Annotated in this window: 11 protein-coding genes; all 11 read right to left on the bottom strand. The window is 74.5% G+C overall.

Annotated features, from left to right (window positions below; all coding sequences use genetic code 11):
- Positions 1-429 (bottom strand): aminotransferase class I/II-fold pyridoxal phosphate-dependent enzyme (locus VF665_RS01495; RefSeq protein ID WP_331051627.1); only part of this gene is annotated, 429 nt, incomplete at its 3' end.
- Between the two features lie 13 nt (positions 430-442).
- Positions 443-1,123 (bottom strand): NeuD/PglB/VioB family sugar acetyltransferase, encoded by a 681-nt coding sequence (locus VF665_RS01490; RefSeq protein ID WP_331051626.1) that lies wholly within the window; start codon positions 1,121-1,123, stop codon positions 443-445.
- Entirely contained in the window at positions 1,120-1,788 is a 669-nt protein-coding gene (locus tag VF665_RS01485) for a PIG-L deacetylase family protein (protein ID WP_331051625.1), read from the bottom strand. The genes VF665_RS01490 and VF665_RS01485 overlap by 4 nt, the downstream gene beginning before the upstream one ends.
- The gene (locus VF665_RS01480; protein WP_331051624.1) at positions 1,785-2,747 is read right to left on the bottom strand and encodes a methionyl-tRNA formyltransferase; all 963 of its coding nucleotides are present in this window, start codon (positions 2,745-2,747) and stop codon (positions 1,785-1,787) included. The genes VF665_RS01485 and VF665_RS01480 overlap by 4 nt, the downstream gene beginning before the upstream one ends.
- Positions 2,719-3,339, bottom strand: coding sequence for a sugar transferase (locus VF665_RS01475; protein ID WP_331051623.1), 621 nt, complete (start codon positions 3,337-3,339; stop codon positions 2,719-2,721). Before VF665_RS01475 ends, VF665_RS01480 begins: the two co-directional genes overlap by 29 nt.
- Positions 3,336-5,465: a bi-domain-containing oxidoreductase gene (locus tag VF665_RS01470; protein ID WP_331051622.1), complete on the bottom strand. Its 2,130-nt coding sequence runs from the start codon at positions 5,463-5,465 to the stop codon at positions 3,336-3,338. Before VF665_RS01470 ends, VF665_RS01475 begins: the two co-directional genes overlap by 4 nt.
- A gap of 7 nt (positions 5,466-5,472) precedes the next feature.
- Entirely contained in the window at positions 5,473-7,305 is a 1,833-nt protein-coding gene (locus VF665_RS01465) for a heparinase II/III domain-containing protein (protein WP_331051621.1), read from the bottom strand.
- Positions 7,292-8,506: a glycosyltransferase family 4 protein gene (locus VF665_RS01460; protein ID WP_331051620.1), complete on the bottom strand. Its 1,215-nt coding sequence runs from the start codon at positions 8,504-8,506 to the stop codon at positions 7,292-7,294. Before VF665_RS01460 ends, VF665_RS01465 begins: the two co-directional genes overlap by 14 nt.
- Positions 8,506-10,524 carry an asparagine synthase (glutamine-hydrolyzing) gene (gene asnB / locus VF665_RS01455; RefSeq protein WP_331051619.1) on the bottom strand — a complete coding sequence of 673 codons (2,019 nt, stop codon included), beginning with the start codon at positions 10,522-10,524 and terminating at the stop codon, positions 8,506-8,508. The genes VF665_RS01460 and asnB overlap by 1 nt, the downstream gene beginning before the upstream one ends.
- A 221-nt stretch (positions 10,525-10,745) precedes the next feature.
- The gene (locus tag VF665_RS01450; protein WP_331051618.1) at positions 10,746-12,020 is read right to left on the bottom strand and encodes a glycosyltransferase family 4 protein; all 1,275 of its coding nucleotides are present in this window, start codon (positions 12,018-12,020) and stop codon (positions 10,746-10,748) included.
- Positions 12,017-13,085 (bottom strand): glycosyltransferase (locus VF665_RS01445; RefSeq protein ID WP_331051617.1); only part of this gene is annotated, 1,069 nt, incomplete at its 5' end. The genes VF665_RS01445 and VF665_RS01450, both read right to left, overlap by 4 nt.

Genomic DNA, 13,085 nt, shown 5'->3' with positions numbered 1-13,085 from the left:
CTGCCCGTACAGGTGCACCACCACCACCGCCCGGGGAAGGCGCCCTTCCCGCGCCCGCTGGTCCAGCGCCCGCGCCAGCAGCGCCGGATCCATGTTCCACGACGTCGGTTCGCTGTCCACGAAGGCGGGGGTGCCGCCCAGGTACAGGATGGGATTCACGCTGGCGGAGAAGGTGAGGGAGCTCACCATCACCTCGTCGCCGGGCCCCACCCCGGCCAGCTGCAGCGCCAGGTGAAGCGCGGCCGTCCCCGAACTCAGGGCCGCGGCGTGCGCCGAGCCCACGGTGCGGGCGAACTCCGCTTCAAAGGCGTCCACGTGCGGGCCCAGCGGAGCGATCCAGTTGCTGGCGAAGGCATCGGCCACGTACTCCGCCTCGCGGCCGCTCATGTGCGGCGACGACAGCAGGATGCGCGGCGGCAGATCGGACATCGGTTTCACCCGTTCAGGGATGCGCCGGGCCCGGCGGGCCGGGCGCGGTTCCGGACAAGAGACGCGCCGGGACCCCGGCGACGGTGGCCCCCGGGAGCACGTCGCGCACCACGGTGGCGCCGGCCCCCACCACGGCTCCGGCGCCCACCCGCACGCCGGGAATGACGGTGGCGCCGGCGCCGATCCACGCGCCGTCGCCTACATGCACCCCTCCGCACAGCGACGACGCGGGCGAAAGGTGCGCCCCGTGGCCCACGCGGCAGTCGTGCTCCACGATGCTCCCGGTGTTCAGGATCACCGCGTCGCCCACCACGGCCGCCGCGTTCACCACCACGCGGGCGAAGGCCACGGTGCCCCGCCCCAGCACGGCGGAGGGGCTCAGGACGGCCGACGGATGCACCAGCGGGGGCGCGGCCCGGCCGCCCAGGGCCGCCAGGCAGCGGGCGCGGTCCGCATTGTTCCCCACGGCGAGCGCCACCGCCCCCGCGCCGGCGGGAAGCGGCGCGCCCGCAGCCACGGCCTGCAGCAGCTCCGCCTCGGAGGCCACCACGGCCGCGCCGCCCGGCTCCACCACCGCGCCCCACTTGGCGGGGTCGCGGTCCACGAACCCGGTCACGGTGTGCCCCGCGGCGCGCACCAGGTCGGCCACCACCCGGCCGTGCCCGCCTCCGCCCCACACCAGAAAGGCCGTCACCAGACGTGCCGTACCAGGACGAACGCTTCCGCGGCGGCGGTCCCCACCGTGCTTCCGCGCAGAGTGGCCAGGGCGCGCAGCGTCTGCGTGCTGCGCTCGTGCGGAAACGGCTTCAGCTGCGACGAAAAGCACTCCATCGCCCGGATCTTGTCGTCGATCCAGCCGCTGATGTCGCTGAAGACGTTGGGCGCGAACCCCGGGGTGATGTACGGCGCGTTCCAGTTGGTTTCGGAGAGCGTCTCATACGCCAGCACCCGCTCGGGGGGCGCGGGGGTGGAGGGGCGCGAAGCCACCAGCGCCGACGCGAACACGGCCTGGTGGTCGGCGTGAATGTCGCCCAGAAAGGGGACGAACACCGTCCGCGGCCGCACCCGGGCGAACACCTCGCCCATCCGCGCGTTCAGGTCGCGGTGCGCCACCGTGTCCAGGGCGGCGGCGGGAAAGTCCAGAAAGAACGTTTCGCGCACGCCGAGGACGTGGTGGGCCTCGGCGGCCTCGCGCCGCCCCCGCTCGATGAACGGCTCGTCCCAGTGCGGCGGCATTCCGCGCGTGACGATGGCGACGTACACCTCCTCGCCGGCGGTGGAAAGCCGGGCCATGGTGCCCCCCACGCCCAGCACCTCGTCGTCCGGGTGCGGGGCCAGCACCAGCACGGGCCCGTTCACGACGCGCCCCCGCGAGCGGGCGCGTACAGCGCGGCCCAGTCCATCCCCAGCTTTTCGTGCATTCGCAGCGCCGTGTTCGCCTTCACCCGTTCTCCCCCCCCACGCTGCACGATGCGCAGCCGCACGTGGCCGCCGTCCCCGCACTGCACCAGCACTCCATCCTCGTCCATCGCCTGCACCTGCCCGGGAAGGCCCCAGTACCGCGGGTCGTGAACCCGGTCGGCCTCCCACACGGCCAGCCGCTCGCCCCCCTGAAAGGTGAAGGCGCCGGGATATGGATCGCCCGAGGCGCGAATGAGCGCCCACACCCGGTCCGCGTCACGCGTCCAGTCGATCAGCCCGTCCGCCGGCGTGCGCCGCGCGCAGTACGTGGCCTGGGAATGGTCCTGCGCCACGCGGGGCGCCGTTCCGTCGGCCAGCCGCGGCATCAGCTCCGCGAGCATGCGGGCGAGCGCGTCCATGTGCAGCGCATACAGGGAAGACGCCGTTTCGTCCTCCGCCACCGCCAGGCGGACCTGCGCCGCGATGTCGCCGGAATCCATTCCCTGGTCCAGCCAGAACAGGGTGGAGCCGGTTTCGCGCACCCCCTGCAGCACCGTCCACGAGATCACGGCGCGCCCCCGGTTCCGCGGCAGCAGCGAGGGATGGTAGCCCAGCGCCCCGCGCCGCGGAACGGACAGGAAGTCGTCACGGCAGATCTGCGACCACCCGATCACCAGAACGTGGTCGGGAACCATGCGCCGCAGCTCCGCGACCGCGTCCGGATGGTTCACGTCCGGCGCGTGGATGACGCGCACCCCCAGCCGCTCCGCCGTGGGGACCAGGTCCACGTAGTCGCTGTGCCGCCGTGACCGCTCGGGCGGCAGGGTGAGAAGGGCCTCGGGGGCGTGCCCCGCCGCCGCCATGGCTTCCAGCGCCACCCGCGTGCTTTCAACCGCGCCGACCAGCACCGTCCGCATGCAACCGCGCCTCTTCCAGGGGGCCCGTGCGGACCCGTTCGCCCCGCAGCACCACGCCCACCGTGCGGGCCAGGATGCGCAGGTCCAGCCAGAGCGACGCGTGGTCCACGTACCACACGTCCAGCAGGATGCGATCCCGCCACGGGAGTTCGGTTCCCCCGTTCACCTGCGCCCACCCCGTCATTCCGGGGCGAGCCTCCAGCCGGCGCCGCGCGAAGGCGTCGTACTCGCGCACCTGCTCCGGCAGGGTGGGGCGCGGCCCCACCAGCGTCATGTCGCCGCGCAGCACGTTCAGCACCTGCGGAAGCTCGTCGATCTTGAGCCGGCGCAGGATGGCTCCCGTGCGCGTGACCAGCGGATCGCCGCCGCGCACCTGCGGCATGTGGTGCGCGGGGACGTCGTGCACCCGCATCGTGCGGAACTTGAACACGGTAAACACGCGCCCGCCCTGCCCGGCACGGGGCTGCGTGTACGTCACCGGCCGCCCGTCCTCCAGCAGAATGGCCAGGGCCGCCAGCGCCAGCACCGGCAGCCCGGCCAGCAGCACCACGCCCGCCACCGCCACGTCCAGCGCCCGCTTGAGCACCGTCATCCCGCGTCACGCGCCATGCGGCCGGCCAGGATGGCCCAGCGTGAAACCTCCCATACCTGGTCCAGGGGGATGGGCGGGGCGCCGCCGCCGCGGACGGCGTCCATCCACACACGAAGTTCCTCCGCGTGGCCCTTGTCCATGGCCCGGCCCCGCTCCCACCACGGCCCCGGCACGCCGAACCGCTGCAGGCGCCGCCAGTTGTCGATGGCCACCGTTTTTCCGTCCCAGAAGCACTCGATGCGCTCCTTGGGATACGACCGCGCGCCCGAAGACAGGTAGTGCACCACCGCCGTGCTGCCGTCGGCGAACGCCATGCTCAGGTGGGCGATGTCGTCGATGGGCCGCCCGTCCGCGCCCCGCGCCGGGGTCACCCGCACGTCGGCGATGGGCGCGCCGGCCAGGAAGCGGCACAGGTCCATGAAGTGGCACGCCTCGCCGGTGATGCGGCCGCCGCCGGTCCGAGGATCCTGCGTCCAGTGGTCGCGGGGAATCATCCCCGCGTTCACCGTGGCCACGATGGAGACCGGCCCCGCGCGCCCCCGCAGCAGCCCCGCCGCCTCGGCGGCCAGCGGGGCGAAGCGGCGGTTGAAGCCCACGGTCAGCAGCTTTCCCGATTCTGCCACGCGGGCCGCCAGCGCGTCCAGCTCATCCTCCCGCAACGCCAGCGGCTTCTCGACGAACACGTTCTTGCCGGCGGCCAGCGCGCGCTCCGCCAGCCCGGCGTGCGAATCGTGCCGGGTGAGCACGAACACGGTGTCGATCTCCGGCGTGGCCAGCAGCGCGTCGACGTCGGTGGTCACCCGCTCGAAGCCGAACTTTTCCCCCGCCACGGCGCCGCTGGTACCGCCGCTGCTGGCGATGGTGTGCAGCCGCGCCCCCGTTTCGCGCAGGGCGGGAAGCAGGGTGCGGACGGCGAAGTTCCCCGCCCCGATGAGCCCCACCACCCCCGTGGACGCGGCGCCGGTGAGGGCGGCGGCGGGAACCAGAACGCGCTCCGCGGGCCGGGGCAGCACCCCTCCGCGGTCCGGATAGGTGAGCACCACCCCCAGGCTGGGCTCGCCGCCGGAAATGACCTCGTACGCGTCCGGCGCCCGGTCGAACGGAAACCGGTGGGTAACGAGCGAGAGCGGGTCCAGCGCCCCGTCGGCCATGAGCTGCAGCACCGCCTCGAAGTTGCGCTGCTCCGTCCACCGCACGAAGGGGAGGGGATAGTCCTGCCCGCCCTCTTCGTACGAGGGGTCGTAGCGGCCGGGGCCGTAGCTGCACGACACCGCAAAGGAAAGCTCCTTCCGGTAGAAGTCGTCGCGGCGCAGGTTCAGCCCGGTTACCCCCACCAGCACCAGCCGGCCGCGCTTGCGCGCCATGGCCGCGGCCTGGTGCACGGGGTCGTCGCTGTCGGAGGCCAGGGTGAGCAGCACCGCGTCGGCCCCCACGCCCCCGGTCTGCGCCAGCACCGCGTCGCTCACCGAGCCGGCCGCCCCGTCCAGCGCCACGGCGCCGAAGCGCCCGGCCAGCGCCAGCCTGCCGGGGTCGCGGTCAATGCCGATGACCCGGCACCCGTTGGCCCGCAGCAGCTGCACCGTGAGCAGCCCGATGAGCCCCAGCCCGTAGACCACCACCGTTTCGCCCAGGGTGGGCGCGGCCAGCCGGATTCCCTGCAGTCCGATGGCGGCCAGCGGCGTGAAGGCGGCGGCTTCGTCCGTCACGCCCTGGGGAACGCGTGCGGCCAGGGTGTGGGGAACGCGGACGTACTCCGCGTGGCTGCCGTTGGTCACTACCCGGTCTCCGGCGCGAAAGCCGCCCGCGCCGGGGCCGGCCTCCACCACCACGCCGGCCTGGCAGTAGCCCAGGGGGATGGGCGCGTCCAGCTTGGCCCGCACCGCCTCCAGCGTGGGGGCCAGGCCGTCGGTGCGCACCTTGTCCAGCACCTGCTTGACCTTGTCGGGCTGGCTGCGCGCCTTGTCGAGCAGGTTGGCGCGGCCGAACTCCACCAGCATGCGCTCGGTTCCGGCGCTCACCAGGGTGGCCCGCGTTTCCACCACCAGGGTGTTGCCCCCCGCGCGCGGCACCGGTACGTCCACCAGACGCGTTTCGCCGGTATTCAACTGCTGCAGCAACTGCTTCATAGGGAAATCAATCCGCCAGGATGGTCGTCTGGAACCGCGCGCCGTTCGCGGCGTCGCGCCGCGCGTGCACGGCGCGCGAGGGCAGGCGAACGCCGTACGCCGGGGAATACCACCCCACGGGACTGCCTTCGGCCGCTTCCGTCACCTCCGACGGCCCGTCCACCCGCACGCCGCGCGGGTCCGCGCCGGGGTGCAGGAGCCAGCGCACCTCCGCCTCGCGCGCCACCCCGGGCTCGATCCGGTCCGTCACCTCCACCCGGCCGTCCGCCACGTGCACCGTGCGGCGAACGCGGCCGGGAACCTCCGCCTCCAGCGCCACGGAGCCGTCCGCCTGGCGCGCGGCGCGCAGCAGGTCGGCCTCGGGCCACAGGTACCACAGAAAGCGCGGCCCCCGCACCCCCGGCTCGCGCCCGTCCAGAACGGGGCCGTTGTGCACCCGCGCCGTAACCAGCGGGTTCTTCCACGGGGGGGGCGCGTTGTACGCGAACGTTCCCGCGTCCACCACGACCTCGCGCGCGCCGAAGCGCACGTCCAGGTGCAGCGGATCCATGTGGCTGGGCCGCGCGCCGTAGCGTCCCGCGCGCAGAAACACCTGGGTCAGGCCCACGCGCGCCGCCGCCCATCCGCTTGCCCCGCTCCACACCCCGTCGCCCAGCGGCGGCGCCGCGGGCGGCGCGGCCATTCCCAGCCAGGCCAGCGTTTCGGCGCAGGCGCGCACGTTGGACGGAAGGGGGAGCCCCCAGGTGGCGCACACCGCCGTGAGCACGGGGCGGAAGTCGCGGTACTCCGCCAGCGTCACCGGATGCACGAAGGCGCCGTCGTTGGCCCCGTGGTTGGGCACCGTTCCCGTGTCCGGGTGAACGACGGCCAGCAGCAGCCGCGCCGCCGCGGCGATCCGGTCCACCGCCGGCCGGGGAAGCGCCAGCCCGGCCGCGCGCAGCGCCCGTTCTGCCAGCACGCACTGGTCCAGGGCCACGCGCAGGTAGGTGAACGAGTGCTGCACGTACCATCCGTCCTCCGCGAACTGCTCCGTCACCAGCCGGGCCAGCAGACGGCGCCCGGTGCGCAGCCAGCGCTCCGCCTCCGGATGCGCGCCCCGAAAGCGGGCCCCGAGCGCGACCAGCCCCGCCGCCTCGCTGATCGCGTGGTTGTTGCGCTGCGACACGGCGTAGCCGATGGCGTCGGCGATGCGCTCGCCCGAGGCCGCCAGCGTCTCGGCCAGCCCGGGCACCGGCGGCAGGTTGGCCTCCGCGTACAGCAGGGCAAAGGCGCGGATGGCCGCTTCCTGCCCGCACCCCCACTGCGGGCCCCGAAAGGCGGGATTGCCCGCCCGGAACGCATCCAGGCGGGCACGGAACGCATCCGCGTACCGCGCGTCTCCGGTCAGCAGGTGGCCGCGAACCAGGTCGTATGCCCAGCCGAACCGCCCCGGCTCCCACAGGTCCTTGATGTCGCCCGCGGCGGCGGACAGGTGCGGCACCGTCCACCAGGGCGCCTCCGCCCCGTGCGCGTGCCCGGTGCCCGGGTGCGTGGTCCACGCGGCCGGGCCCGCGGGAAGCGGGAGCCACGTCCACCGGTACGCGTGGTGAAACCCGTCCGCCACGCGGCCGGCGCGCCGGACGGCGGCGTCGGCGTCCGTGGCCGTGCGCAGCAGGCCGGCGTCTACGCGGAACGGGTGCGGCTCCGGCGCCGCGAGAATCGACGGCGTGTAGCGCGGTGCCCGCCGGAACCGCCCCGTGGCGCGCCGCCCCTCGTGCAGCGCGCGGAGCCCCGCGCCCCGCGCCCCGAAGGTGCGCGCAAGGGTGTGCGCGGCGCGGGGCCACCGGCTAACGGGAAGCATGGGCCGGCAGCAGTCCGCGCAGCATGGCGTCCATCCGGTCGGCCAGCACGGGGCGGTCGTGCTCGCGCGACACCCAGGCGCGCCCCGCAACCCCCATCCGCCGCCGCTCGTCCGCCGTCCGTGCGAGCATGCGGACGGCGGCGCCGGCCAGCGCCGCGGCGGACGCGTCCGCCGCCTGCTCCCCCGCTCCGGCGGCGCGCACCATTTCCGCCACCTCGCCGGGAACGTTGCACACCACGGGAAGGGCCGCGCCGAAGTAGTCAAACAGCTTGTTGGGGCTTACGCCAAAGGCAAAGAGCGGCGCCTCGCGCAGCACCATGAGCCCCGCGTCGGCCTCTGCCAGCAGCGCCGGCATGGCGGTCTTGGGGATCGAGTCGCGGAACTCCACGTTGCGCAGCCCGCGCCGCTCCGCGTCGGCCCGCAGCGCCGGCTTCACGGGCCCGTCGCCCACCAGCAGAAAGCGGATGTCCGGCCGGTCCGCCAGCAGCTGGGCGGCGTCCAGCACCGTTTCCAGCCCGTTCATGGGCCCGTGCGCGCCGGTGTACACCAGGGTGAGCCCCTCGCGGGCGGGACGCTGCACCGCGGCAAAGGCCGACACGTCCACCCCATTGGGCACGTGCACCAGCCGCTCCGCCGGAATGCCCCGTTCCCGCAGGTACGCGCCCGATCCCCCCGCCAGGACCACGATGCGGTCCGCGCGGCGGTACAGGTAGTCCGCGACGCGGCCCAGCACCCGGTACGCCGTCCCGGCCCGGTCGCCCCCGGCCAGCAGGCTTTCCGGCCAGAGGTCCCGCACCTCAAAGACAAACGGAACCCGCCACCGGCGCGCCAACCGCTCCGCCGCGAGCGCCGCGAACAGGTGCGGCGAGCTGCCGATCACGACGTCGGGCCGAGGCCCGGTCCACCGCCACACCCGCTGGCTGAAGGAAAGCCAGTTGCGGGCCCGGCGCCAGTCATTGCGCAGGTACGGCGCCGCCCACAGCCAGCGGAAGCGCACGCCATCGATGCTCTCGTCGCGCGCGGCGGCGTCGCCGGGGCCCGCGCGGCGCGAATACGTGCGCGTGTGCAGGTTCAGGTCCGAGGCGGCGATGGTCACGTCCCACCCGCGGCGCACCAGCTCGCGCCCCAGCTCAAAATGGCGCGTTCCGCCCCCCTGTTCGGGCGAAACGGCGAAGTGGTTCACCCAGAGCAGCGAGGGCATCAGGCGGCGGCCCTCGCGGGAAGGGGCGCGTCCACGAACATGCGGCACCACAGCTCGATGCACATCATGGCGAAGAGGGTGTACGCGGCGTCCACCTCGCCGCGCCGGTCCTGCTCCACCAGCCGCGCCACCGCGCGCGGCTCGAACCACCCCCGGCGGGAAAGCGAAGCGGCGCCCAGCGTGTCTTCGCGCAGCTCGCGCAGCTCGCCGTGCAGCCATCCGCGCAGCGGCGCACCGAACCCGGTCTTGGGACGGTAGATGACGTCATGCGGCAGAAACGGCTCCATGGACTGCTTGAAGATGGCCTTGCCCACCCGTCCGCGCTGCTTGTACGCCGAAGGAATGCGGGTGGCGAAGTCCACCAGTTCCCGGTCCAGCAGGGGGACGCGCGTCTCCACCCCGGCGGCCATTCCCGTCTTGTCGGTGTAGTTCAGGTTGTGGTCCGCCAGAAAGTGCTTGGCTTCCAGGTACAGCATCCGGTTGAGCGGATCCGTCTCGCCGGGAATGCGCGCCAGGCTCTGCAGCAGCGGGCCGGCCGTGTCCACGCCGCGGGTGGCCTCGGCGAACGCGGGGGTGTACAGGGTGCGGCGCACCGCCTCCCCCGTCCACCACCAGTAGCTGGCCATCCGCCGGTCGGCGTCCAGGTCCGCGTAGGCAAACGCCTTGGCCCCGCGGCGCAGGGCGGGGCGGTCCATCATCCCCAGCCCTCCCTGCCCGGCCCAGCGCGCGCCCGCCGCCAGGCCGCCGCGCAGCAGCCCGGGCAGCCACGACCAGGTGCGCTCCAGCCCCAGGGCGTAGTGGCGCCGGTAGCCGGACAGCAGGTCGTCGCCCCCCGCGCCGCTCAGCAGCACCCTGGTGCCGTCGGCCCGCGCCTGCTCGCTGATGAGAAGGGCGTTGATGGGAGCCGGGTCCGCCTGGGGCTCGTCCAGGTGGTACAGCATCCGCTCCAGGTGGCGGATGGCGTCGGGCTCGATCTCCAGTACGCACAGGTCCACGTCCAGGTGCGCGGCCACGCGGCGGGCGTACGGCAGGTCCGCCGGATTGCCCTCGACGTCCTCGTCGCCCCGGAACCCGATGCTGTAGCAGCGCGGCCGGTAGTCCGGGCGCACGCGGCGCATCATGGCCACCACGGCGCTGCTGTCCAGGCCGCCGGAAAGAAAGGCGCCCACGGGAACGTCGGCCACCATCTGCCGGTCCACCGCGGCCTCCACCTGGCGCGCCAGCTCGGCCGCCACCTCCTCGCGCGATCCCGCCAGCGGCGCGCGGCCGTACGGCAGGTCGTAGTGGCACCACTCGCGGGCAATGGCGCCCTCGCGCAGCACCAGGGCGTAGCCGGGCCGCAGCTTGCGCACGCCGGCAAGGACGGTGTGGGGCGAGGGGGCCCACAGGTAGGCCAGGTGATAGTGGATGGCCTCCGGGTCCAGATCGCGGGGCACGCGGCCGGTGGCCAGCAGCGACTTGATCTCCGACCCGAAGAGCACGCCCTCGGGGAGCGCCGCATAGTACAGCGGCTTGACCCCCATTCCGTCGCGGGCCACCAGCACGTCGCCCGGCAGCATGCCCTCGCGCTGCCCCGCGGGGCGGCCGTCGTACAGCGCGAGGGCGAAGATGCCGTTCAGCCGGCCCAGCATGGCCGGGCCCTGCTCGGCGTACAGGTGCAGCAGCACCTCGCTGTCCGTCCGCGACGAGAAGCGGTGCCCCCGGCCTTCCAGTTCGCGGCGCAGCTCGGCGAAGTTGTAGATCTCGCCGTTGTAGGTGAGCCACAGCCCCGCGTGCGGGTCGCCCTCGCGCGCGTCGGAGCCGCAGCAGGGGCAGCGGACGCCCATGGGCTGCGCCCCGTCCTGCGACAGGTCGATGATGGAGAGGCGGCGGTGCGCCAGCCCCACGCGCCGGCGCTCACCCCCCGGCTCCAGCACGCGCCGGCCCTCGCCGTCCGGCCCCCGGTGGGCCACGCAGCTGATCATGGTGCCCAGCACCGCGGGGTCAAAGCTCCCCGCGAACCCCGCGATTCCGCACATCGGCCCTGTTCCTGTCGCTTCCGCGTCGCCCGGGCGGCGGCTCGCGCCCGGTACTTCCACCGCTCGCGAGCACGTGGCCCGCGGGTCCGGAGGAATCCTGAAACTATACCCGCCGCGGACCCCGAACAAGCGAGGGCGCCCGCGGCGGCAGACGATCAAGACGAAGAAGCGGCGCGCCGGTCACCCCCGGCGCGCCGCCCCGGGTCCCCCGCCCGCGGGGCTCAGCGGGCGGAACCGGCGTGCGCCACCCGGGCGTAAAAGGCCTCGGCGCGGCGCATCACCCCGCCGAACTCGGCCCGCTCCGCCACGAGCGCCCCGTTGCGCTGCGCCGCGGCCCGGCGCAGGCCCTCGTCCCGCAGCCCGCGCGACATGGCGTCCGCCAGCGCGGCGGGGTCCGCGGGGTCGCACAGCAGCCCGTTCCGGCCGTCCTCGATCCACTCGCGCACGGATGCGATGTCGCCCGCCACGGGAAAGGCGCCGCACGCCATGGCTTCCAGCAGCGTGTTGGGGGTGCCGTCGAACTGGGAGGGCGACACGGCCAGCGTGGCCCGGCGGAAGAGCGAAGCGATCTCGTCGGGCGTGAGCAGCGGGGTGAGCCGCACCGCGTGCCCGATCCCCAGCTCGGCGATCCACCGCGCCGCGCGCGGGTTGCCCTGCATGCCCACCCCCACGAACACCGCGTGCGGGTGCCGCTCCAGCACGCGCGGAATGGCGGCGAAGAACGCCTCGTTGCGCACGTACTCGCGAAACCCGCGCGGGTTCAGCACCACGGGCGCGCCCTCGGGAATGCCCAGCCGCCGGTCGAGCTCGGCGGACGGGGGGCCCGGGTGGAACCGCTCGGCGCGGACCCCCCCGTTGCCGGGAAGCACCACGGAAGGGCGGGACGGGTTCCACCCCCACCGGGTGGCCAGCCGCAGGTCGCGCGCGCAGTCCGGGTGCAGCGCGGTGGCGCGGGCCAGCGCACGGCGGGTGGCGCGCGACACCAGGGGGTAGCGCGACGCCCACAGCTCCAGGTCGTTTCCCCACACGGAAACCACCAGCGGGCGCGACGAGCCCTCCAGCGCGCGCGCGGCGACCACCCCCTCGAAGGGAATGCGCATGGCGTGCACCAGCACCGGGTCGACGCGGTCCACCAGGGCACGCACCCGCGCCGCATGGCGCGCCACCTCGGGCGGCGCCAGCCAGCCGAACACCGTGGGAAAGAGCGCACCCACCGCGCGGGTGCGAAGCCGCCGCGCCCACGCCGGCATGCCTGCCGGCGCCCCGGCGGGGGCCGGGCTCAGGCCGGAGCTGGCGCCCGCGTACCGCGCGAACGCGACGGGCACCACCTCCGCCGAGGCCAGCCCCATGCCGGCGGCGTCCACGGGAAAGGTGCTGATCAGGTGCACCTCGAAGCCGCGCGCCACGAAGTACCCGATCCAGTTGCGCGAGATGGGGCTGCGCCCGTCCGCCACGAAGCAGAGGCGCGCGCCCGGCGCCAGGGCGGGCGCGGTCACAGCGCCGCCAGGGGAGCCCCGGCCCGCGCCGCCTCCAGCAGCGCCACCAGCCGCCGAGCCGCCACGGCCGGCGCCTCGCCCCCCACCGCCGTCCGGGCCGCCCGCCCCATCGCGGCCCGCCGCTCCGGACGGGCGCACAGTTCCTCCATGCGCGCGCCCAGCGCGGCGTGGTCGTGCACGGGGAAGCGAAACCCGCTCTCCCCGTCCGCCACCAGGTCCGCGGCCGCGTTCACCCGGTCGGTGGCCAGCACCGGGAGCCCGGCGGCCATCGCCTCGGGAACCACGACCCCCCACCCCTCGGAATGCGCGGGAAGAACGAACGCGTCCGCCGCGGCGAACAGGCCGGGGAGTTCGGCCGGCTGAACGAAGCCGGCGAAGCGCACGCGGTCCGCGACGCCGAGTTCCGCGGCCAGGGCGCGCAGCCGCTCGCCCTCCGGACCGTTCCCCGCAACCACGACCGTGGCCCCGGGCGCGTGCGCGGCGGCGCGGAGCAGGGTGTCTACCCCCTTGCGCGGGATGAGCTGGCCCACGAACAGAAACACGGCGGCGCCGGCCTGGAGCCCCAGCTGCCCGCGCACGCGGGCGCGGGCGGCCTCGCGCGCGGCGGGAGCGAGGGCAAAAGCCTCCGTGTTGGCGTAGTAGCGAAAGTCGGCGATGCGCTCCCGCGGGATCCCCGCGCGGGCGTAGGACTCGCGCGCCCGCGAGCCGATGGCCAGCACCCCCCGGGCGGCGCGCAGCGGCCGCCGCAGGGCATCCCGCAGCATCCGGCGCAGGAGCGGGGCGGGGCCGTGAAGCAGTTCCTCGCCCCAGTATACCCAGGGGACGCGGCGCACCCGCAGCGCCGCGGCCGCCCCCTGCACCGCGGGCATGGTGTACGAGCCGGTGAGCACGGCCACGCCGGGCGCGAAGCGGCGGATCGCGCGGTTCATTCCGGCGTTCAGGTGCAGGGAGCCGGCCAGGGTCAGCCCCGGGAGCACCTGGTAGGGGTAGCCCTTGCTCGCCTCCAGCCGCCACGCCCGGTTGCTTTCGCGCGCGGCCCCGTACAGCACCAGCAGTTCCACCTCC

Source organism: Longimicrobium sp. (assembly GCF_036387355.1).
In the GTDB taxonomy this organism is placed as follows: Bacteria; Gemmatimonadota; Gemmatimonadetes; order Longimicrobiales; family Longimicrobiaceae; genus Longimicrobium.
Note: the sequence above shows the minus strand (reverse complement) of the source record. Positions and strands in the feature narration are given on the sequence as shown.